The sequence below is a fragment of the Enterococcus sp. BSD2780061688st2 D3 genome, from assembly GCF_005844145.1.
Taxonomy (GTDB): Bacteria; Bacillota; Bacilli; order Lactobacillales; family Enterococcaceae; genus Enterococcus_B; species Enterococcus_B durans.
Genome location: NZ_SPHN01000013.1, coordinates 16,473 through 39,175, shown reverse-complemented (window position 1 = coordinate 39,175; position 22,703 = coordinate 16,473). Strand labels below are relative to the sequence as shown.

General features: G+C 38.6%; 21 protein-coding genes. 14 read left to right on the top strand and 7 right to left on the bottom strand.

Annotated features, from left to right (window positions below; genetic code table 11):
* Window positions 1-71 precede the first annotated feature (71 nt).
* Genes FGQ66_RS10845 through FGQ66_RS10835 form a run of 3 tightly spaced genes read right to left on the bottom strand, consistent with a single transcriptional unit; the run spans window position 72 to window position 4,219 of the window.
* A complete protein-coding gene (locus tag FGQ66_RS10845) occupies window positions 72-2,198 on the bottom strand; it encodes a transglutaminase-like domain-containing protein (RefSeq protein WP_138302414.1) in 2,127 nt (708 codons plus the stop codon).
* Window positions 2,191-3,270: a DUF58 domain-containing protein gene (locus FGQ66_RS10840; RefSeq protein WP_138302413.1), complete on the bottom strand. Its 1,080-nt coding sequence runs from the start codon at window positions 3,268-3,270 to the stop codon at window positions 2,191-2,193. The genes FGQ66_RS10845 and FGQ66_RS10840 overlap by 8 nt, the downstream gene beginning before the upstream one ends.
* A gap of 4 nt (window positions 3,271-3,274) precedes the next feature.
* A complete protein-coding gene (locus FGQ66_RS10835; protein ID WP_138302412.1) occupies window positions 3,275-4,219 on the bottom strand; it encodes an AAA family ATPase in 945 nt (314 codons plus the stop codon).
* Window positions 4,220-4,459: 240 nt separating this feature from the next.
* On the opposite strand from FGQ66_RS10835, the gene FGQ66_RS10830 reads away from it, so the two are divergent.
* Together FGQ66_RS10830 and FGQ66_RS10825 are read left to right on the top strand one after the other, a co-directional pair.
* Window positions 4,460-5,752 (top strand): helix-turn-helix domain-containing protein, encoded by a 1,293-nt coding sequence (locus tag FGQ66_RS10830; RefSeq protein WP_081134357.1) that lies wholly within the window; start codon window positions 4,460-4,462, stop codon window positions 5,750-5,752.
* Between the two features lie 65 nt (window positions 5,753-5,817).
* Window positions 5,818-6,396 carry a type II toxin-antitoxin system Phd/YefM family antitoxin gene (locus FGQ66_RS10825; protein ID WP_005875594.1) on the top strand — a complete coding sequence of 193 codons (579 nt, stop codon included), beginning with the start codon at window positions 5,818-5,820 and terminating at the stop codon, window positions 6,394-6,396.
* A 123-nt stretch (window positions 6,397-6,519) separates the two neighbouring features.
* Here FGQ66_RS10825 and FGQ66_RS10820 read toward each other — a convergent pair whose 3' ends face one another.
* Entirely contained in the window at window positions 6,520-6,891 is a 372-nt protein-coding gene (locus FGQ66_RS10820) for a hypothetical protein (protein ID WP_016177498.1), read from the bottom strand.
* 211 nt (window positions 6,892-7,102) lie between these two features.
* Between FGQ66_RS10820 and FGQ66_RS10815 the strand changes: the two genes are divergently transcribed.
* The 3 genes from FGQ66_RS10815 to FGQ66_RS10805 all read left to right on the top strand — a co-directional run bounded on the left by FGQ66_RS10815 (window position 7,103) and on the right by FGQ66_RS10805 (window position 11,342).
* Window positions 7,103-7,573, top strand: coding sequence for a hypothetical protein (locus FGQ66_RS10815; RefSeq protein ID WP_005875598.1), 471 nt, complete (start codon window positions 7,103-7,105; stop codon window positions 7,571-7,573).
* 178 nt (window positions 7,574-7,751) lie between these two features.
* Window positions 7,752-8,642, top strand: a complete 891-nt coding sequence (locus FGQ66_RS10810; protein ID WP_138302411.1) for a phosphate ABC transporter substrate-binding protein PstS family protein — start codon at window positions 7,752-7,754, stop codon at window positions 8,640-8,642.
* A gap of 228 nt (window positions 8,643-8,870) precedes the next feature.
* A complete protein-coding gene (locus FGQ66_RS10805) occupies window positions 8,871-11,342 on the top strand; it encodes a cation-translocating P-type ATPase (RefSeq protein ID WP_138302410.1) in 2,472 nt (823 codons plus the stop codon).
* Between the two features lie 201 nt (window positions 11,343-11,543).
* Here FGQ66_RS10805 and FGQ66_RS10800 read toward each other — a convergent pair whose 3' ends face one another.
* Both FGQ66_RS10800 and FGQ66_RS10795 read right to left on the bottom strand, forming a co-directional pair.
* Window positions 11,544-13,295 carry a sensor histidine kinase gene (locus FGQ66_RS10800; protein ID WP_138302409.1) on the bottom strand — a complete coding sequence of 584 codons (1,752 nt, stop codon included), beginning with the start codon at window positions 13,293-13,295 and terminating at the stop codon, window positions 11,544-11,546.
* Window positions 13,292-13,996, bottom strand: a complete 705-nt coding sequence (locus FGQ66_RS10795) for a response regulator transcription factor (protein WP_138302408.1) — start codon at window positions 13,994-13,996, stop codon at window positions 13,292-13,294. Before FGQ66_RS10795 ends, FGQ66_RS10800 begins: the two co-directional genes overlap by 4 nt.
* A gap of 231 nt (window positions 13,997-14,227) precedes the next feature.
* Between FGQ66_RS10795 and FGQ66_RS10790 the strand changes: the two genes are divergently transcribed.
* The 5 genes from FGQ66_RS10790 (at window position 14,228) to FGQ66_RS10770 (ending at window position 17,668) form a co-directional block, all read left to right on the top strand.
* On the top strand, window positions 14,228-14,731 hold the full coding sequence (locus FGQ66_RS10790) for a 2-thiouracil desulfurase family protein (RefSeq protein WP_113845990.1): 504 nt from the start codon (window positions 14,228-14,230) through the stop codon (window positions 14,729-14,731).
* Window positions 14,691-15,029 carry a putative DNA-binding protein gene (locus tag FGQ66_RS10785; RefSeq protein ID WP_005875610.1) on the top strand — a complete coding sequence of 113 codons (339 nt, stop codon included), beginning with the start codon at window positions 14,691-14,693 and terminating at the stop codon, window positions 15,027-15,029. The genes FGQ66_RS10790 and FGQ66_RS10785 overlap by 41 nt, the downstream gene beginning before the upstream one ends.
* 15 nt (window positions 15,030-15,044) lie before the next feature.
* Entirely contained in the window at window positions 15,045-16,463 is a 1,419-nt protein-coding gene (ffh, locus tag FGQ66_RS10780) for a signal recognition particle protein (protein WP_081134350.1), read from the top strand.
* 95 nt (window positions 16,464-16,558) lie between these two features.
* Complete coding sequence (locus FGQ66_RS10775) at window positions 16,559-17,131, top strand: DNA-3-methyladenine glycosylase I (RefSeq protein WP_138302407.1); 573 nt, start codon at window positions 16,559-16,561, stop codon at window positions 17,129-17,131.
* Between the two features lie 12 nt (window positions 17,132-17,143).
* Window positions 17,144-17,668: a dihydrofolate reductase family protein gene (locus tag FGQ66_RS10770; protein ID WP_138302406.1), complete on the top strand. Its 525-nt coding sequence runs from the start codon at window positions 17,144-17,146 to the stop codon at window positions 17,666-17,668.
* Between the two features lie 439 nt (window positions 17,669-18,107).
* On the opposite strand, the gene FGQ66_RS10765 is transcribed toward FGQ66_RS10770, so the two are convergent.
* Window positions 18,108-18,662 (bottom strand): NADPH-dependent FMN reductase, encoded by a 555-nt coding sequence (locus FGQ66_RS10765; protein WP_005875615.1) that lies wholly within the window; start codon window positions 18,660-18,662, stop codon window positions 18,108-18,110.
* Between the two features lie 171 nt (window positions 18,663-18,833).
* On the opposite strand from FGQ66_RS10765, the gene FGQ66_RS15580 reads away from it, so the two are divergent.
* The 4 genes from FGQ66_RS15580 to lepB all read left to right on the top strand — a co-directional run bounded on the left by FGQ66_RS15580 (window position 18,834) and on the right by lepB (window position 22,685).
* Window positions 18,834-18,962, top strand: a complete 129-nt coding sequence (locus FGQ66_RS15580) for a hypothetical protein (RefSeq protein WP_283205175.1) — start codon at window positions 18,834-18,836, stop codon at window positions 18,960-18,962.
* The gene (locus FGQ66_RS15220) at window positions 18,955-19,239 is read left to right on the top strand and encodes a hypothetical protein (protein WP_171024602.1); all 285 of its coding nucleotides are present in this window, start codon (window positions 18,955-18,957) and stop codon (window positions 19,237-19,239) included. The genes FGQ66_RS15580 and FGQ66_RS15220 overlap by 8 nt, the downstream gene beginning before the upstream one ends.
* A 414-nt stretch (window positions 19,240-19,653) precedes the next feature.
* Window positions 19,654-22,053, top strand: a complete 2,400-nt coding sequence (locus FGQ66_RS10760) for a hypothetical protein (RefSeq protein WP_249361096.1) — start codon at window positions 19,654-19,656, stop codon at window positions 22,051-22,053.
* Between the two features lie 50 nt (window positions 22,054-22,103).
* Window positions 22,104-22,685 carry a signal peptidase I gene (lepB, locus tag FGQ66_RS10755; RefSeq protein WP_138302404.1) on the top strand — a complete coding sequence of 194 codons (582 nt, stop codon included), beginning with the start codon at window positions 22,104-22,106 and terminating at the stop codon, window positions 22,683-22,685.
* The last annotated feature ends 18 nt before the right edge of the window (window positions 22,686-22,703 follow it).

The following is a 22,703-nucleotide window of genomic DNA, read 5'->3' as shown; positions in this document are numbered from 1 at the left end:
AATCAAATGGACTTTACGAAGAGATGATTTCTTTTAGCTAGAATAGGAATTGTCTTTTTTTCATGATTTAGTTATATCTGTTTTCTGATCGCATCCGCAACAGCGTGATACATTGCTTTATCAAATGGCTCAGCATGACTGCCGTAGAGGAACGCTTCATAATGCGTCGTTAATTTGATGAAACGATCATTCAGTGGATAGTTCGTTTCAAAGCGCATACTGTATGATACGAGATCTTCTTCTGGTGCTCTAGGTAGCAGGCGCTCACATCCCCACAGCAGAAAACGATAGGCTTGCCGTTCGTTGACGATAAATAAGTGAAGACAGAGAACATAAATGAACCAATATAATTTTTTGCGATAGAGCCCGAGAACGACAAGCACTAAAACAGAAAATAACGCAAAGAACAGAAATCTATTATTTTTTTTCAATGTGTCAGTTACACCATTCTCAGTAGTAGTTGTTGTTTCTGTAGAGGAACGTTGTGTATCTGCAGGTTCACTGCTTTGTTCTGCTGCATCTGAAGCAAGCGGCGCACTGGATGTTTCTGGAACTTCCTGTTCAGCAGTTGCTGGATTTGAAAAAGCAGGAGTAGGTTCAAAAGGGAGCCAACCAAAGCCAGGGAAATAAACTTCCGGCCAAGAATGAGCATTGCTGTTTAAAATCGTATATATTTTGTTATCATCTTTTGTACCCGTTTGATAGCCTCCTGTAAATCCTTTGGCCCAACGAGCAGGAAGCCCAGCTGCTCTAAGGAGGATCACCATAGAGGTAGAAAAGTTGTCACAATAACCTACTTTCGTATCAAATAAAAAATAGTCCACATAGTCACGATTTTCTGGGGTATGTTGTGCATCGATCTTTGAATACCGATAGTTCCCTAACGATTTTAGGTGATCTTCAATTGCTTTTACTTTTTCAATAGGAGAAGCAAGTCCATCTGTGAGTTCATTTGCTAGATTTTTGACTCTTTCCGGGAGTGAAGAAGGCAACTGCAGAAAATTTTCAAGTCGCTTTTTATCATCAGCTGAGATCTGAATAGCTTGTAGGTTATCAGGCGAAGTGGAAATTTTATTGACAGCCATGGTAACCGTAGTATCTTTTTTTGCTCCAGTTAAAATGAAACGGTTCGATTGCTGCAAAAAATAGACAGGCATCTCGTTTTGATCAGGCAAAGTAGTCAATTGGATATTCCCATAAGGATAAGGAATGTAGGCTTGACTTTTCAAAGATAACTGGGCAGTTTGTGGTGTTGCGTCAGCTTTCTGATATTCTTGAAGTCCATAAGGTATATTTTCCACTGGAGTAAGAGGAGCATTTGGATCTTCATTCCATCCTTTACCAGTATAATCAGTCTTGTTTTCCACTTTCCAGTAGTTGCTTTCAGGTTGTACAACAGTAAAAACGGCATCGTTATTATCATATAGAGGGCCACCAAGTTGTTCATCATTTTCACTGAATCCAGTTTTAGCGGTACCAGTAGCTTGATAGTTGTTGATTTTGTCATAGAGTCCTTCTTGGTTGAGATAGTCTCTGATTGGTTCACTTTTTTCTTCTAATGCCTGATTGAATGTCGGCAAATAGGAAGGAAGTGTCGCACTGATAACTAAAAGGACAAGTAAAGTTGAATTTGTAAGTAATAGAAATTGGCCTTTTTTATTGCTAGGAAGGGTAACTAACAGTTGTCTTAAAATCAAATAGATACATAAGACAGCCACGACAAAAATCATTTCTTCAAATAGATCGAAATCCCTAAAAATAGTCAACAGCATAAAGTATACAGTTATAAGTATAAAAGGGATCGGCCATAGGTCATAATCGATCACTAGCAGACAGGTGAGATAGATCAAGCATAAAATCAGGCAAAAAGCAGTTTTTGCAGGAAAATAGTTCAATTCTCCTTGAAACAATTGCCCAAGCTCTAACGAAATCTGTGCGTAAAACTGTGAGAACCAACGGAAAGAAAATGGTGTTTCAGGAAAATAACGAACAAGTGCACCAATAGCCAAAATAATATAAAAAGGTAGTCGCAGTAGTTTTGAACGTAAACCAGCAGTGACGGCAGCAATCAAGCCAATGATCAAAACAAGGGTCAAATACTCTGGCAACTGATTCGCAGATAGAAAAACAGGTACTGGGACACTAAGTATAAAAAAACAATATATCCCACGAAGCCATAGTATTTTTTTATCAGTCATCTTTCGTACCTCCCTTGACAGCTAGACGAGCTTGTTTATGTTGAATGACTAAGTGATTGCTTTCGAAATAAATAAAAACGACAGTGGTATTTTTAGGGTTTGCCTCACTAAATGCTTGGAGTGCGTCGGAAAGTCTAGGTGTAAAAATGATAAGGTGCGGGCTATGAGCATCTTTTAAATAGGCGTTTGCCTTTTTTTCATCAGTCACAGGAAATGGCTGTAATTTGGCAAATAATTGATTGGTTGGTTCATTCTGGCTAAAATGATCCTTTCCTAAAACGATCATTTTCGGATTTTTATCTTTAACTAATTGGTAAAAAGAATAATAGATATCCAATGTTTCTTCGAAAAATGGGTCATCTACTCCCCAAAAACATAGGCTGATCTCGCTCATTGGCTGTTTTTCTTCTGTTTCACGATAAAGCCATTCTTGACTATGTGCTGATAATTTCCAATTGATCCGATTCACTGGATCACCATAGCGGTAAGGTCGATATTCTTTCAATTCCTCTCCACCTTTTTGGGGGAATTGCCTTTGCTCATGGATCAACTGTTCAAACAGTTGGTTGGCTTCTTCTTCACAAAACTGGGGAAGGACGGTGGTATTGAAAGGAATCTCCAGTTTGATACTTTTACGAAACAACCCTAAAGGATCATAAGCGATCAGTTCGATCGTGACAGTTTGTAAATTGCCTCGGTTTGGCCAGTTGATGGTCGTTTGCACGCCTTGTTTCTTTTTTGATAGGACAAAAATCGTTTGCTGTTGGGGAGAGAAGTTCTCAGAAAAGCGAATAGTTAAACGAGGTAAGGGAATAGAAAAGACTCGTGCTTTTGAAAAATAAACAGTTGTGACAGTTGCTTTTTCACGGTTGATGAAGGCTGGAACAGAACTAGAGACTGCTATTTTTCGTAAAAGTGAGCCTAATGAAAGAAAACTCCATAACAAATAAAGTGTGGTAAAAGTTGCAAGGAACCAACCCAATGAATTATTGAAAAGAATAGCAAACCCCACAAATAAAAAATAGATACCGAGCAACAAGGAGTTAGTCAGGTAATTGAATAGTTTTGTCATTTGCTCACCTCACTGGTATGGGAACATGAGAAACGATATCGTTGAGAAGCTCTGTGATCTGTGTTTTGCTCAATGAAGGATCATAAAACATCAGACGGTGAGCAAATACAAAAGGAACCAATACTTGGAAGTCTTTTGGCGTAACATACATGCGACCCTGAACAAGAGCATAGGCTTTCGCTGCATGAATAAACGCTCGGCTTCCTCTTGGACTAATGCCTAATTTGATTTCAGGATGTTCTCTGGTTGCTGTCACGAGTTGTAAGGCAAAAGAAGCAACAGCAGGGTCTACGAAGACTTGATTCACTTCTTCTTTTAAGGAGGTCAATTCTTCACTACTTAAAACAACAGATAAGGATTGCCGATTCTGCTCATATTCATTCATCAATAGATAGAGCTCTTCTTCAAATGAAGGATACCCAATCTCTAACCGAAATAAAAAGCGATCTAATTGGGCTTCAGGTAAAGGATATGTTCCTTCATATTCGATGGGATTCTGGGTAGCCAAAACAAAGAAATGCGGATCTAAAGGATACGTATGATTGTCGATCGTTGCGTGTCTTTCCGCCATCACTTCTAAAAGTGCGGCTTGAGTTCTTGGCGTGGTTCGATTGATCTCATCAGCTAAGAGAATTGTCGTAAAAACTGGTCCCGGTCGAAATTCAAAGGAGTGGTTTTGAGAATTATAGACTGAAAATCCCAAAATATCGCTGGGAAGGAGATCCGGTGTAAACTGGATGCGACTAAAGTTACCTTTGATTGCTTGAGATAAAGCTTTGACAAGTAAAGTTTTACCGACACCTGGTATATCCTCGAATAGGACGTGCCCATTTGCTAACAAGGCGACAACCATTAACTGAATCGTCGAACGTTTACCAACAATTGCTTTTTCTAATTCAAGAATCAGTTGATCCACTTTTTCTTTGGATGACTGGATTTGGTTATTCATTCTCTCATCTCCTTCTCATGAAAATTGCTACTCTACTTCTATATTTTAATTGAAGGGTATCGTTCCGACAAGCAATGTCTCTTACACCGTGAACGAATGAAGTATAATAAAATTAAAAATAAATTAATGGTTTATAAAAATAATTTTTTGTTTTTTTTCGTACTTTATATATAGAAACTAGCTATTTGCAATTTTTCTTTTTTATGAATCAGAGTAAATGGATTAAGTGAGGTAGCTTCAATGAAATGGCAAAAACTATTAACAAAAAATGTACAAAATTTATTTTTATTGATCCATCAGATGAAGGATCTAACTTGGAAAAAAGCCGATCTAGCCGAAAAGTTAATGGTAGACGTGAAAACGATCGATCGCTATTTAAAAAGATTAGAGGAAAAGGATATCCCGATCCAATTGATCCAGCAGAAAAAAAGTGTTTGCTTAGTCTATAACAAAGGATACAGCGAACCTTATTTATTATTTGATTTTTTGATCCAGTCTTCTTCCTTTTGTTTATTAAAAGATTTGATCCTCCAAAAAAAATATCAGCAGGTCTATGATCGTTCTTCACAGGAACGCTTACGGAAGTGGTTAGGAGAATATCATCTTTCCTTTTCATATAAAAAGGGACAAATCTATGGTGCTGAACGAAAGATCCGTTATCTGATCTTTTGTTTCTTAAGAGATTTTCCACATTTTTATGTTGAAGATACAGAACGATCTTTTTCAGAAGTGTTTATTCAGCTATTGGAGCAAAGAAAAGAAGTTTCAGAGGTGGAACTGTTAAATGAAAATCAGACGGTATTCTTTGAGATGTTTCCTGAACTGCTATTTTTGAGAGAACAACACTTATCAGAAAAAGAAAAAATATATCGATGTATTTTGCGCTTGAGCTGTAATATCATCATTGAGAAACGTTGGGAAAAAATTGAAGAAACACAGGATTACCGTAAACTGATGATCGTCACTGAAAAGCTGGATTCTTTATTTTGGCTGACCAGCGAATATGAAAGTACGAATAAAAAAAGCATCACACGGGTGATTTATCAAGAATGGTTGCGCTATACGATCGGTATCCAAGAACATACAGTCAAGGAAGAATTGCAAACATATCATGAATTTCTGAAAAAGATACCGAATTGCCAAGAGAAACTAAGCCAATTTCGAACAGCTTTACAACAAGCACTCGATTATCCAGCAAGTGAGTGGGATTTGTGTTTACTAAAAGTATTACAAGAGCGAGGCTATTTGGAACTTTATCCGCCAGAAGTGAAAATCGTCTTTTTTTTTCGTTACGACCATGAGGAAGCGAGAAGACTGGCAGCTGTTTTAGACAAAACACTTAGACACCGAAAACGAACAGCGATTCACGTATGTACGCGAGCAACACCGCCCAATTATGCACAATTGATCATTACGGATCATTTTTTCCCACTGGTCAATAATAAGGATCAAAAAACCTATTTCTACCAATCTTCCTTTGGTATCGACCGGCTACTTTCAGATATCGATTACTGGATCGATACAAAAAATTGAAGGATATTTTCTTCGGATGTTTTGGATATGCTATAATGAAACAGATTAGTAAAGGAGGATGTCCATTGGATTTAAAGAAATTAGAGGTGCCCACATCTTCGATCACAGAGGTAAAAAGATCACCGATGGATGTGTTTGACCAGGCGAGAAAAGCCGAAACTGGGGTATATATATTCAACCGAGAAAAAGTTGCAGGTGTCATGCTGACTCAGGAACAGTACGAAACCTTGTTACAGGAACTAGCAGACTTGCGAGAATCGGTGAAAGAGGAAGTACGGATCAATGAAGAAAGTAAACAAGTACTGGATAACTTTACCGATCAGTCCACGTCAGTTGTTTCAACAACAGAAGGGTTAGAGGAGTTAGTTCAAAAGTTAAAACATTCTTTGATCACTGGAGTAACGGTCTCCGCTAAAAATTTGGATGAACGAATGGTGGCATTAGGATTCATTACAAAGAAAACAGGTTTTGGTGGCGTAGTAGACATGTTAAATGAGTTGAATGCGACTGGGAAAATAAATTACCAGTTACGGAAGAAATCAAATAATCGCACAGTGATTGCTGAGATCATTGGTGAACAAGATAGTCAGTCACAACTATTCGACAAGATCGTGATCAAGAAAGTGTATCTGCATGAGATATAGGTAGGATTCAGTCTGTCATAGGATATACTTTGAAAGTGTCAGAAGAAGCCGCAGTATACAAATAAATCACACTAAAAAAGGGAGCAGACGATCGATGACGAAAGTCTCCTCCTTTTTTATATTCTATTTAAATATGTTTATATTCTGCTTTTTTTGAGTAAATATCCGTGCCCAAAAAATACCCATCACTTGTGGGATTAAATAAATGACAGCTAGTAGCAGGATAAGTTTGGTCGGGCTAAATGGCTGATAAAAAAAGTGCCAATCTGTATAATGGAGACATGCTAAATAGGAAGTCACAGTCGTAGCGATGTTCCCTGGAATCAAAAGAAAAAGTTGGTCTTTTTTCTGCATGAGAAAACCAGTATAAAATGCCAGAAAAATTAGAAAAATCAATCCAAAAATAGAATGATAGCGGTAATCTAGCAACAATGCAAAATAAATATACGGAACTAAAAACAGGAGTAAAATACATTTTTTTAGATATTTTACCATGATGTTTGTCCTCCAAACTTGTGTATTCGATTCTCCCCCACAACTTTATTTTAAGATCAAAATAAAATTAAGCAATTCCTTTTTCATATTTTGATGGTTAAATGAACAAACTCTCATTGCGTTATCTCTAAAAAAAAAGATTTTCCCCCTAATTTTTTTAGAGAAAACGCTTATAGTATGGTGAAAGAAAATAGTGCATGGGAGGAAACGAATGAGAAAGATAATAAAAGTTGAACGTTTGTATTTGTTTTTTTGGTTTTTCCCAATTTTCTTGGCACCTTTTACATGGGTAAATGCGGTAGTACAAGGGGCAGAGATTTTAGGATTGATCCAAGGTAGCGGATTTGTCGTATCAAAGAATTTTCCACTTTTAACGATGTTTTATTTTTTGATCAGTGTGAGTTTGCTGCTTTCAAATAAATTCATTAAAGCTTATAACTGGCATATGCTCCATTTTTCTTGCATGTTGGTTTTTGCCTCGTTTTTCTCGATGTTGCCGCGGATCATCGTTGGTCCTAATGGGCTAAGTGAAAGCGGGTTAAAAGATTCTGCTTATTCAGCAATGTATTTTTTAACAATAAAGCCAAGTTTCTATCTAGCAATTCTCTCATTCTTTTTAGCAGCATTTTTTTATTTTTACACGGAAGTTCGAACAACAAAGATGATTTCAGAGCGCGGATGATACTGATTAGTACACCCTTATAAATAAGCACAGGAACAAACATGGTCGATGAGGACTCTGTTTGTTTTTTTCGTTTTACCGGAAATTTACATAAATTAACTGGATATTTACACCATCCACACGTAGGATTTACAGTACATTGGTACACTTTACTTGTAAATAAGAAAGGGGTATATCAATGAAAAAAGTATTATTCTCTTTAGGTGTCCTAGGTTTTCTTTTAGCTGGATGTGGTTCAGGTTCTGGAAATACAGATGGTTCCGCAGCACAGAATAGTTCGGGTAATTCAAATGAACAAGTAAAAATCGTTGCGGTTGGCTCAACCGCTTTACAACCATTAGTTGATGCGGCACAAGAAAGCTTCGTGCAAGAAAATCCCAATTATCAGATTTCTGTCCAAGGTGGTGGGAGCGGAACAGGCTTGAGCCAAGTTGAAGCCGGAGCGGTCACAATCGGTAACTCCGATGTTTTCGCTGAAGAAAAAGACGGTGTCGATGCCAGCAAGCTAGTGGACCATAAAGTTGCTGTTGTTGGAATGGCACCGATCGTCAACAAAGATACTGGTGTAAAAAATATCACCAAACAAGAATTGATCGACATCTTTACAGGTAAAATCACAAATTGGAAAGATCTAGGCGGAAAAGATGAAAAAATCAGTGTAATCAACCGAGCAAATGGTAGTGGTACCAGAGCAACATTTGAAAAATGGGGTTTAGATGGCGCTACTCCTATCCAATCACAGGAGCAAGATTCTTCTGGCACAGTTCGCCAGATCGTGGCCCAAACGCCAGGCTCGATCAGCTATTTAGCATTTTCTTACTTGGATGACACGACACAAGCGTTAAGCATTGATGGTGTAGAACCTAAGGAAGAAAACGTTGCAGACAACAGTTGGAAGATCTGGTCGTATGAACATATGTATACAAATGGTAAACCTTCCCAAGAAGTGAAGAAGTTTTTAGACTACATGATGAAAGAGGATGTTCAACAAGGCGCAGTCAAAGAACTAGGTTATCTGCCGATCACTTCAATGAAAGTCGAACGTGATGCGAAAGGAAATTTAAAATAAGTTACCCCAAGGCTGGTACAGAAGTATCTCACTCATAAAGAGTGGCTTCTGTTCCAGCTTTTTTACTTCGTAGAATATAAGTGACAGTGTGCCTTGATAGGTATGCTTTTTTTTGCTTGAGCAACTGGCATATGACAGGAATGAAAGACATTTATCAGCCGTTTCATAGGCTTTTTTTCGATGATTGTATTATTGTATTCATAAGAATAACAATCGAGGTAAAAAATCATGGAAAAATTCAGAAAAAGAAGCAAGAATGAATTCGATCAAAATGAGAAAAATCCTGTTACCCGTTACGCCCCCGATTATCATGAGGGGCTTTCAGAAAAAATAGTCGCAGAGAGAATACAAGATCATGCGACAAACCAGACGATAGATACCTCATTTAAAAGTAACAAGGAAATTGTTTTTCAAAATACATTCACATATTTCAATTTGATTTTTATGGTTTTAGCCATTTTATTATGTTTAGTCGGATCTTATAAAAATCTCACTTTTTTACCGGTAATCTTAGCGAATACGGGAATCGCCATCTACCAAGAAATCCGTTCAAAAAAAATCTTGGACAATTTGACCGTATTGTCTGCTGCCAAAGTAACGGTCATTAGAGAGGGAAAAGAAAAGAAGATCGATATTGAATCGTTAGTATTAGATGATGTAGTACTTCTTGAAACGGGGCAACAAATACCAGCAGATGCCACCGTGTTAGAAGGAAAACTGCAGGTCAATGAAGGCTTATTAACAGGTGAAGCAGATGAGATCACTAAAGAGATTGGCGATTCTTTGATGTCAGGAAGTTTTATTATTTCCGGCAAGGCCTATGTTCAATTGGAAAGAGTTGGATATGATTCTTACATCTCGCAACTGACAGTAAAAGCAAAGAAAATGGGTGAAGGGGAACAATCTGAAATGATCGCTTCCTTGAATAAACTCATCAAATGGATCGGGATCATCATTATTCCCTTAGGCCTTACCCTCTTTGGACAAAGCTACTTTGTAAACGAGGATACGATCAAAGAAAGTATCGTAGCAATGGAAGCAGCGTTGATCGGTATGATCCCCGAAGGCTTGTATTTGTTGACGACGATCGCTTTAGCAATGAGTGCCAGCCGATTAGCGAAGGAACGAGTCCTTTTGCATAATATGAAAAGTATTGAAACATTAGCTAGAGTAAACGTCCTATGTGTCGATAAAACAGGTACGATCACAGAAAATCGGATGACTGTTCAAAAATTGCTTGTTGCAAAAAATGAGACTGCTCAAAAAAACAGCGAGAAAATCAAAGGGTTGATTTCTGATTACGCAAAAGCGATGGCCAGCGACAATGTGACGATGGAAGCCATCCAAGATTATTTTACGGACTACACAGATCAAGAAGTACGAACAGTTCAACCATTCTCATCCGTGCAGAAATTCAGTAGTGTATCTTTTTCTGAGGGAACCTATGTATTAGGGGCTCCAGAAATGGTTTTACGGGATCAGTTTTCAAAATATCAAGAGGAATTCAGTCACTATACTGAACAGGGCTATCGCGTGTTGGTTTTTGGAGCCTATCCACAAGAACTCACAGAAATGGTCTTAGAAGCAGAGGTAACACCATTAGGCTATATTCTGATCACTAATCCTATACGAAAAGAAGCACCAGCAACATTCGCTTATTTTAAAGAACAAGGTGTAGCGATCAAAGTGATCTCAGGGGATAATCCGCAAACTGTTTCTAGCGTAGCCAAACAAGCAGGAATCGCAAATGCTGAAAAATATATCGATGTTTCTCAGTTAGCAGAGGAAGAATATGGTAAAGCAGTTGAGGAATATACCGTTTTTGGGCGTGTGAAACCAGAACAAAAAATGAGATTTGTGCAACTGTTAAAGGAAAAAAATACTGTAGCAATGACAGGTGATGGCGTAAATGACATTTTGGCGATGAAAGAAGCAGATTGTAGTATTGCCATGGCTTCAGGAAACGAGGCAACGATCCAAGCAGCACAAGTTGCGTTACTCGATTCTGATTTCTCAAAAATGCCTGAGATCGTAGCAGAAGGACGTCGTGTGGTAAATAACATTGAGCGTTCTGCTAGTTTATTTTTAGTCAAAAATATTTTTTCTTTTTTGCTTTCCGTATTTTCTATTTTATTTGCACTGACGTATCCACTTGAACCTTCTCAAATTACATTGATTAGTTTATTCACGATTGGTGTGCCATCCTTTTTACTTGCACTTGAAGAAAACAAGAACCGGATTGAAGGAAAATTCATGTTCAATGTGATGGCAAAAGCAATCCCTGGCGGTTTGACTGATATGATGGTCGTAGGTGCCTTAGTCGTGAGTGGTGTGAGCTTGCAGCTCAACAAAACAGACGTCTCCACAGCGTCTACGATGTTGCTGACGGCCGTTGGGTTTTTAGTTCTATATAAAATCTGTCAGCCACTGAATCGGTTTAGAGGGAGAATTATTTTATTTTGTGCAGGAGGAATCGTCTTTTCAGTTATTTTTCTCCATAAACTATTTTCTATATCGGCAATCTCCGCAGTCTCAATTTTGTTACTGATCATTTTGTTTTTTGCAGCAGAATCTATTTTTAGACAACTGTCGCAACTGATCGAAAAATACAGTCGATTGAAAAATGACCAAAGAAAACGAACGTTTATAGAGTGGTTGAAGGACTTATTTCGGATCAAATTTGACGAACCGAAAGAATAAATGCGAGTGAGATAAAGGGAAGAAAAGAACGTGGGACAAAAGTAAGAAACACTTTTGTCCCACGTTCTTTAAAACGAATAAACGATGTGAGCAGAAGCAACTCCTTCGAAAAACAAGCCGACACTTACAAAAATTTAAAAGGTAATTTCTGTGAACCTCTTCTTATTTCTCGGAGAGAGATACTTCTGTTCCGGTCTCGATTCAACTTGGAAATTTTGATTGTAAAGCGGGGATCGTGACTGTAAAAGTAGAGCCAGTTCCTGGATGACTGTCTACTAGGATTTCCCCGCCTAATAGATTGACATAATCTTTTACGATCGCTAGGCCTAGACCAGTTCCACCTGAGTGTCGGCTCCTGGCTTTATCCACTCGATAAAAACGTTCAAAAATCCGTTCTTGGTCTTCCTTATCAATACCAATGCCGAAATCTTGGACTGAAAAGGTTAATTTGTTCGTGACTTGATAGCGAATGATGATCGTGCTTGATTCTTTTGAATACTGGATGGCATTTTCGACTAGATTTTTAATGATCGGATATAATAGATCTGTCTGCGTAGTGAATGATACATCTTCCCCAAACAGTTGGATGGTCAACTGTTTTTTCTCGATCGTTGGCTGATAACTTTGGATGATCTGGTGGAAATAAGGATCCAGATAAATCGTCTGTGTCTCGTAAGGTGTTTCTTCATCTTTTGACAGTTGGATGATTTCTCGAATCAACTTATCTAATCGGATGGCATCCTTTTGCATGATCAAAAGAAAGTCCGTCAATGTTTTCGGGTCGTCTTTTGCTCCGTCCAGCAAAGTCTCAGTAAAACCAATCAAAGAAGTGACTGGAGTCTTTAATTCATGAGAGACATTTCCAACAAAGTCTTTTTGAAGTTTTTCTAAACGTCTGATTTTAGTTAGATCATACGCGACCCCCAATATTTGTCCAGTTTCTTCTGAACTATTAAAATAGCGAAGGCTGATGTCCAACGTTTGTTGTCCTTCAGAAATCGTGATTTCTTTGTGTACAAGCGGTTCAGTCGGGGTAACTTGATGGATCAGCTGGATCAATTTTGGTTCTTGGATGATCTCTGTGTAGCGTTCATTGGGGCGAAAGTGACTTACACCTAAATGGCTTTGCATTTTTGGATTAAGCAAACGTAATCGTGATTCTGAATCAATGAGGAAGACACCGATCATCAATTCGTTCAAAAGTGAATATAATTGTTCTTCAGTGGTGGTATACGCACGATACATTTTACTCATTTGTTCACTTAACTCGTTGATCGTTTGATACAATTCTTCCCACTGATCGGATGTTTGCATAATGATTTCCGTCTTGTCTGGATTATTGACCATCTTTTTCAAGACTGGTAAAACTGTCTTGAGTGGTTGATTTCGCTGATAGGCCAAGTAATAGATCATACTGGTCAAAACAATGAAAAAAATCAAGAAAAAGAAGAAGACCCACCGACGAAAGTTTTCTGTTCGAGGTAAGAAGCCACTCGTTGGTTCTGCGATTCGAATAATTGCTTCAAGTTGCCCGTTTACTTTGATTGGTAATGCTACATAGAGCAGTTCTTCATTCAATGTCGTACTCATTCTCAATGAGGTGCCAAGTGTCCCACCATTCAATACCGCTTTGATCTCAGGACGGTCATCCCTCGATTGATCCAACGATTGATCCGTTGTATCAAATAAGACTTTTCCATTAGAATCCAGCAACGTGATCCGTTCGTTCGATTGATGGACAAATTCTGTTAAAATATTTTTATTCTGTTGAGAAGTCAAATCTTCTACATCCAGTTGTTGGGTCAACAGCTGTGCTTTCTTTATCAGATAACTTTCTTGCTGTTCGATGATCTGTTGTTGAAAGTAATGTGAGATCATCTGCCAACCACCAAAAAAGAGCCCAATCAAAAGGATAAGAAAGAATGCGCGTTCGGATAATTTTTTCCAGTTCATATCTTTGGTTCCTGAAACTTATAGCCAAAACCACGAACAGTGATCAAATATTTGGGATGTTTCGGATCTCTTTCAATTTTTTCTCGTAAATGGCTGACATGAACATCTACGATCCGGCTTTGACCAGCAAAATCGAAATTCCAAATGCGATCAAGTAATGTATCACGATCAATCACACGATCTTTTCGTTTCATAAAATAAACAAGTAATTCAAATTCTTTTGGCGTCAACTCGATTGGACGATCATCGACCGTCACCTGATAATTCGTTAGATCAGCTGTGATCTGTCCACTCGACAAGTACTCAGGTTCTGCTTCTACTGTTTGGCTGTTCCGAGGTTCGACCCGTCGAAAAATAGCTTTCATCCGCGCTAGTACTTCTCTAGGGCTGAATGGTTTTGTCAAGTAATCATCGGCGCCGATTTCTAGTCCAATGATTCGATCCACTTGGTCATCTTTGGCTGTGAGTATCAAAATCGGTGTGTCGATTTTTTCTTGTCTTAGTTTTTGAGTAATTGCTATCCCGTCGATGGAAGGGAGCATGACGTCCAGAATAATAAAATCAAATGATTGCTCAAGAGCAAGATCAAGACCGATTTGTCCGTCATCTGCACTAATAACTTTGTAGCCTTCTTTTTCCAAGTTGAAGGTTAGTAATGTGACGATCGAAGGCTCATCATCTACGACTAATACTTTTTTCATAAATTCTCCTTTTGCGAACAGTCTGTTTGGTTTATCTAAACAAGCAAAGCTTGTTGAATGCTTGCCGCTTCAAGTTGCTTACTTTTTTGAATGGTTGGAACAACGATCCAAGAAAAGCTTCAGCTATTCGGCTGTTCTTATTTTAGCATATAATCAATAGTAAGTACTATTTTACTCACTGAATAAATGGTATAATGGGAAGGCACTTGTTGGATAAGGAGGAAAGTAACGATGATCGGTATCAGTGCTTGTTTAGGCGGTCTAATCTGCCGCTATGATGGTCAGCAAAAAGCTGTTCCTGCATTAAAAAAACTGGTAGATGAAGGAAAAGCGATCATGGTTTGTCCAGAAGTGATGGGTGGATTGCCTACGCCGAGACCGCCCGCAGAAATTGTCGGTGGGAATGGTATGGCTGTTTGGCATGGCCACGCTAAGGTTGTGACGGTGACAGGTGAAGATGTGACAAAGGCCTATCAAGAAGGCGCAGTTAAAGCCTATCAAAAATTACGTGAACATAAAATAGACACCGTCATAATGAAAGCGAAAAGTCCTTCATGCGGGGTCCATCTTATTTATGATGGTTGTTTTACTGGAACTCTTGAAGAAGGCATGGGGGTAGCGACTGCCTATTTTATCCAACAACAAATGACCGTACTCTCAGATGAAGAATGGTTGGAAATGCGAGGTGAATCGAATGGAAATCGAGAAAACGAACCGAATGAATGCACTTTTTGAATTTTATTCCACCCTTCTGACCGAAAAGCAAATGAACTATATGGAATTGTATTATGCAGACGATTTTTCATTAGGAGAAATAGCGGAAGAGTATGAAGTGAGTCGCCAAGCCGTTTATGATAATATCAAACGGACAAGTAAAATTTTAGAAGATTATGAAAAAAAGTTGCATCTTTTTTCTGACTATATCGTTCGTGAACAATTTTTAGAAAAAATGACTACTTATGTGAAGGAAACTTATCCAAAAGATGAGACCCTTCTTGATTTGATCAAACAGATCCAAGAAATCGAAGAATAAAGGAATGAAGAAAATATGGCATTTGAGAACTTAACAGAGCGCCTGCAACAGGCGATGAGTAAATTAAGAAAAAAAGGAAAAGTATCAGAAGCTGACGTCAAAGAAATGATGCGGGAAATCCGCCTTGCTTTGCTGGAAGCCGATGTCAACTTACAAGTCGTAAAAGATTTTACGAAACGAGTAAGAGAACGCGCAGTTGGCGCAGAAGTGTTGGAAAGTCTATCACCCGCACAACAAATCGTTAAGATCGTTGATGAGGAATTAACGATCACTCTGGGCTCAGAAACAGTGGAATTGAACAAGTCTCCTAAGATCCCTACAGTTATCATGATGGCTGGTCTCCAAGGGGCTGGGAAAACGACTTTTACTGGTAAATTAGCCAATTATTTAAAGAAAAATGAAAATGCACGTCCATTACTGATTGCAGGAGACGTGTATCGTCCAGCAGCGATCGATCAATTAAAAGTATTAGGCCAACAATTAGATGTACCGGTATTTGATATGGGTACAGATGTCAGTCCAGTCGAGATCGTCCGTCAAGGGATGGAAGTAGCCAAAGAAAAGAAAAATGATTATGTCTTGATCGATACGGCCGGACGTTTGCATATTGATGAAACGTTGATGGATGAATTGAAGCAAATCAAAGAACTAACTCAGCCAAATGAAATTTTACTGGTTGTCGATGCGATGACTGGTCAAGATGCTGTCAATGTAGCAGATAGTTTCAATCAACAATTAGGGATCACTGGGGTAGTCATCACCAAATTAGATGGTGATACTCGTGGTGGTGCGGCACTTTCGATTCGTTCAGTGACTGGAGCGCCAATCAAATTTGTTGGTTCTGGAGAAAAATTAACTGATTTAGAAGTCTTCCATCCAGACCGTATGGCAAGCCGTATCCTTGGAATGGGTGACATGTTGACACTGATCGAAAAAGCGCAACAGGACTATGATGAGAAAAAAGCGGAAGAACTTGCAAAGAAAATGCGGGAAAACTCATTTGATTTCAATGACTTTATCGAACAATTGGATCAAGTGATGGGCATGGGACCTCTGGAAGATATCATCAAAATGATCCCAGGAATGAATCAAGTACCTGGCATTGAAAATGTCAAAGTCGATCCTAAAGATGTGGAACGCAAAAAAGCAATGGTTTATTCAATGACACCAGCTGAAAGAGAAAACCCTGATCTATTGAATCCAAGTCGCCGCAGACGGATCGCCGCAGGTTCTGGGAATAGTGTGGTCGAAGTCAATCGTATGATCAAACAGTTCAAAGAATCACGTAAAATGATGCAGCAAATGTCTAAAGGAGATATGAATATCCCTGGTATGGACCAAATGTTTGGCACGGGCGTCAAAGGAAAACTTGGTAAAATGGCGATGAACCGTATGATCAAGAAAAACAAAAAGAAAAAGAAAAAACGTAAATAAACGTAATTAATAGTAGAGAAGAAGGACTTCAGAGTGATCGGATCACCACGTGGTCCTCTCTTTTTTTATAAAAAATAGAATTAGAGGTGAACCTAGTGAAAAAAAGATGTGCATGGAGTGAACAGACAGAAAGTATGCGGATCTATCATGATACCGTTTGGGGTGTTCCCGAATATGACGACCAGAGGCTTTTTCGCAAATTGATGTTAGATATCAATCAGGCGGGGCTGAGCTGGCAGACGATCCTCAATAAAAGCGAAGCATTTGATGTGGCGTATGATTCATTTGCCATTGAAAAAGTAGCGCGATACCAAGAAGATAAGATCAATGAATTGATGGAAAACAAAGGAATCATTCGCAATCGTCGTAAGATCGAAGCAGCCATCGCCAATGCAAAAGCTGTTCAACAAATCCAAGCGGAATTTGGTAGCTTCTCAGACTATCTATGGGGATTCACGGATCAGAAAGTGATCAATCTTTCTTATCTTGAACAAGCAGATATTCCAACGACTAGCCCGTTATCTGACAAACTGGCAAAAGAGTTGAAAAAAAGAGGGTTTAAATTTATCGGTAGCACAACGCTCTATGCGTTCTTAGAAGCAGTCGGCATCATCAATGACCATGTGGACGGTTGTTTTAGAAAACAGGAAATAGCACGCAAGGAATAGAGGAGGAAGAAGATGGGGAGAATACTATTTTATGGTGCGGTCAGTCTAGATGGCTATCTCGCGACCAAAGAGGACAGCCTGCAATGGCTCTTCGATACTCCAACAGGTATCGGTACGACGTATGAAGCTTTCTATAAGCAGATAGATGTGACGGTCATGGGAAGAAGGACATATGAGGAAGCCAAAAAATACTTGGAAACAGATGCGCTTTATCCAGATAAACGCAACATCGTTTTTTCCTCAAACAAGGAACTGAAATTAGAAGATGCAACGGTTGTGCACGATGACCCAGTAGGCGTTGTTGAACAATTGAAAAATAATCCTGACACAACTGTCTGGGTGGTTGGTGGCGGCACATTATTAAGACCGTTGATTGAACATCAGCTGATTGATGAATGGTATATTCAAATTGCTCCAGTACTTTTAGGAAACGGTATTCGCCTGTTTCAAGAAGGAAAGTATGATGAACGACTAAAACTGACTGATAGCCAACGGTTTGGTGAATTCATCGAACTGCACTATATCAAAAACCAGTAGCGAATGTGGGACAAAGCTAAAAATCAGTTTTGCTATAGGCTCTCGAATAAACGGCGAGAGCAAAAAGCAACTCCTTCTTAAATAAGCCGAAATTTACAAAAATTTGAAAAGCAATTTTCGTTAATTTCTTCTTATTTTTCGGAGTTAAACACTTCTGTCCCAGCCTCTCTCAAATAAACGGTGTCAAAAAGTCAGGTTTTTCTCTCCAATTTCTCAAAACTAAACGACTTTTGTCTCAACCTCCATTTGACGAGTATTTATAGAACAAAAAGACCACATAATCATAGGAATAGGAGGAGCATCGTAAGCAATTGAACGTGGTTCCTCAACTATTCTGTGATTAAGTGGTCTTTTCTTTTATCGTAGCCAGTCTCGTTCTCATTAGTTGTGATAAGCACGAATGTTGACAGGCGGTTAGTCAATCTACTAGTAAATAATATTAATCAGCTAATTTATTAGCAAAAGCTAAATACGCATCTAAAATTGTTTGGAAGAAGTTCAAAGTACCTTCAACTACGTTACCATTTTCGTCAACTAAGTTAGCGATATTGCCGATATACGCTTCTGGTTGTTGTAATGTTGGCACATTTAAGAATACCAATGATTGACGTAGATGATGGTTCGCACCAAAACCGCCGATACCACCAGGTGAAGCAGTAACAACTAGTCCAGGTTTGTTATCCCAAACACTATGGCCATAAGGACGAGAACCAACATCTAAAGCATTTTTTAGAACAGCAGGAACAGATCGGTTATATTCAGGTGTCACAAAAACAACGCCAGCTAAATCTTTTACTTCCTCACGGAAACGAGTCCATTCCGCTGGGGCATTTTCAGGTGTTTCAAGATCTTCATTATAAAAAGGCAGATCATCGATTTTTACAAAGACACTTTCATATCCTTCAGGTAATAATTTTGCAAAAGCCTCTGCAACTTTTTTATTGTATGAATCTTTTCTTAAGCTTCCTACAAAGAAACCAATTTTTTTAGTCATCAATAATTCCTCCCTTTATCTTTCTATATTTATCTTACAAAAAATAAGTAACTGGAGCAAATAATAACCCTTGGTTGTAAAAAGTCAACGGTTGGCTAAAAAGTATTGAATAGTACTTTTGGTTTCGATTCTTTAGACGAAGTGCTCCTTTATGTGGATAAAATCACCAGTATGTCAAAGCCAAATACCAAAAAACTGGAACTATCAGCAGTAATCGATGTATACCATCAAGATGATAAGAGAAACTCTCTCAAGAGAAATGAAGTAACGGCTAGGCGTCACACAAATACCGTTGAATGAATTTAAACTATTGTTTTACGATGGACCTACTTTATCATTTGATCTAATGGCTATGGAGAAATCTTCACCAGTTTGTTGTGAGAAAAAGAACAAAAGACTTTTTTCCACACCTGTTTTAGCTGATGTGGAACAAAGCAATAATGAGGTTGTATTTTCAAATGATGGCGAAATCGTTTTATCAGTTGCAGTTGAGGAATTGAAACCACATACGAAAAAAAGTGAGTTTCCCGCTAGTTTCTTCTCTGTGAAACATTTAAGCAGATTTTTTGCTCCCTGACAGTCAGACATAGGTCAATTCTTTTGTTGCTACCTGTATTTAAAGTAAACGCTATTTTCTCATTTTTTTTGAGATAAAAACTATCAATATTGGCACGCCTGCTCACTCATATTGATAGTTTGTGTAAAAAAATACATGGTAAACTCTCCTTATAAAATCAAACAAAGGAGGTCGGGAGTTAAACGATTCGATGATAAAGGGGGCGGATAATGATTGAAGGTTGTTTTATGAATGAAAATAGTAACTATTTATGTAAAAGAATCAAAATGATACACAATCAACGATCCGAAATGGAGGAATTTGATGATGAATAAGCGTGAAATGCGCCATAGTAGTCCTCCGAATTATGTTAAGAGTAAGATTTGGAATAGATTCAAAATAAAAATACTCGTTTCGTTTGGTTTTCTTTTCGCCTTGTTGTTATCGCTGGCGACTCCCATCAACAGTATAGAAGGAAGTAATACCGTTGAAGCAGCCACTACTGAAACGAGAGTTCCGTTCACAGTACCAGAGACTTATACAGACGGTAACGAAACGATTAAATTCGATGTCAGCGGTTACTTAGTTGACGGTTGCCTTTCCCAGACTGATGATGTCAAAATCGTGATATATGATCCACCGGTAAATCCGCCAGCTGCACAAATCTGGAGTGCAAACGCTGTTGCCGGCTTGCCAGTAGGAAGTGCAGAAAAAAACGGGAATAATTACACGTATACATTTACAGCCGATAGATTGATTAGTAGTGATATCTTTTCCCAAGATGGTGAGATGACAGTTAGCCTTGGCGCTACAGAATTCAAGATAAGTAAAGATGGGACGCCAATTACTGTAAAAGCATCTAGATTAAAAATCAATTACGTGGATACGGATGGCAATCCTCTAGATAATCCCCCTGCATTATCAGAAGTAAGTAACGCGGATCTACAAGCCAATTCTGATGATGTTTTTAATGGGAAAGCTGGCAGATTAGATGGGCAAGTGACCAATATTCCAGGATATACCTTCAAATTAGACCAATCCACACTGACTGTGCCTAATGCGCCTGCTCCTGACTTGAAAGCAAGTACAACGGCAAATGATGGGTCACTATTTGAGGGCATTCGAAATCTTATAAATGACGCTAAGTATGGCAGCGGTCATATCAAAGATGGTTCAGTTTTGACCTTAGTCTATCAAGGGTTGAAACCCACCGCAAAAATTGCTATTGTGCCTATTGATAAGCGGACTGACCATTATGGCGTAGGTGACATGGTGTTCCAATATGGCGATGTTGTGTACAACAAAAAAATTACGACCCAAGCTGATCTGCTCAAACAAATTGTTCAAGGGGTTAGTTACAGTGATGGAATAGGCAGGAACCTTGATTACAAAAATTTTACTATTTCTGGCGACGTAATTAAGCTGGATGGTAGTTTGGATACAAGTAAAAAAGGAACGTATGAGGTTTCTGTAACCTATAATTCTGATGAAATTCAAAAAAGTGTTACTGTCAAAACAGAAATTACTATCGAACCAACCTTCCATGTCAAGATAAACTGGGTAACCGATACTGGGAAGAGAGTAGCGGGGCTGTATGATCACATCCTATTGGGTGAGAAAACACTTGACGAATTAGACACCACATTCGGAAATACTTATAATAAACAAATCCAACCTAAAGATACAACCCATTATATGGTAAATAATCATAATCAAGCAAGTATAGAAAAATCAACCTATGAGATCAAACAAGATGGAAAGGTCGTAGAATCAGATACCGGCTTAACGAAGTTTGGTTCAGACTGGAAGACGGTCATCAGTGCACTCGAGGATGCAACACGCCAGTACGATTATAGTAACGTGCAAACCACCGAATACACCTTGAACTACGTGTATGTAGTGCCTAAAACTGGGGTTTTGAACGACGCTTACTTCAGGTTACATGAAGATGCTCTTCTTAGGGATGATTTCCCTGGAATGACGTTAAGTGATGGCCAAGTAGTAGACAGTCTGTGGGGGGGGCTGTCTTATGATAGTCCGATTGTTGATAGCGATACTCAAGTCGATACCAGTAATGCAGGGGACTTTCCGGTAACAGTAAGGTATAAGTTTGGGATGATAGACGTTACTGCAACTGCCACGATTCACATTTTTCCGGTAATTTATCTTTTTACCCAGTGCGTTGATGAGGATGGCAAGAAAATAAAAGATTTTAATCCCCAAGGGGACTTTGATGGTGGAAAGCTATTTTTTGCCCCGCCAGATCCGGTCATAAACGGGCTCATCCCTTCGTTCAAGAAGTCGAAGCTTATTGAAAAAAGAGATGACCAGATTGTAGCACTTCATGAGGCTGAGTTCCAGAAAACGAATTGGTCTGATGTTCTAACTGCAATCAATGGTGAAGGATTAACGGCTAAGAAAGGATCAAACGTCACAATTTATGATTTGAGCTATGTTTACGTAGCACAACAAACAGCTGTCTTAACGATCGATGGTCAAGCTGAAAAACCCGTGATAGGGGAACCAGGGGATGAGATTTCCTTTGATAAAACTGATGATCAGCTGGTCCGAGGCGGCTATTCCTATACGGTAACGGGGCCTGACGGTACAACTTATGACAGTTTAGCTAAAGCTTTAGAAGCCAACAAGACATTTGATGATTCAAAATTGTCGTCAACCAACGAAGATTCCCACAAACAAGTATTTGAGGTTGTTTATAAGAAAATACCTGAGACAGGAATCAATTTGAACAATCAGTCACTGATACCGTTAGTAGTTGTTTCCCTTGCAGGCTTAGCATTCTTTGTTTTCAGAAAATTGAAACGAATTAAATAGTTGAACAAATTAGTGATGTTGCTAAAAAGGTCGTAGAAGAGGAAATACAGATGATTGAAAAATTCCACAAGAAAAGAAAAAATAAAATCGAAAAAAGGACAACCGAAAACACAAGGAAAGATGGGACAAAACCTAGTTTAACTGAGGATATTTTGAATCTCGTCTTGAAAATATTCATTATCATCGCACTGTTTTGGTCGCTTTTTGTATTCGTTTTCGGACTGCATCAAGTGGAAGAAACTGGTATGTCACCAAGCATCAAGCCAGAAGATATCATTATGTATTATCGCTTGGAGAAAGACTATGACCTGTTAGATCCAGTTGTTTTAAAGGTAAAAGATACGGTGCAAGTGCGCCGAGTAGTGGCCAAAGCTGGTGATACAGTAGATATCACTGCCGAAGGACTAGTTGTCAATGGGTCACTGCAAACCGGGCTGGAAAAGGATTTTGTCAATGGCGATACGTTGCCTTATAAACAGGGCATCACTTTTCCCATCACAATCAAAAAAGGTGAAGTATTTTTATTGGGAGATAATCGGCAGCAAGCACAAGATTCAAGGATCTATGGACCAGTAAAAATCAAAGATACGATGGGAAAACTAATGTGGGATTTAAGACGACGGAACCTATGAAATTATAAAAACAAACAG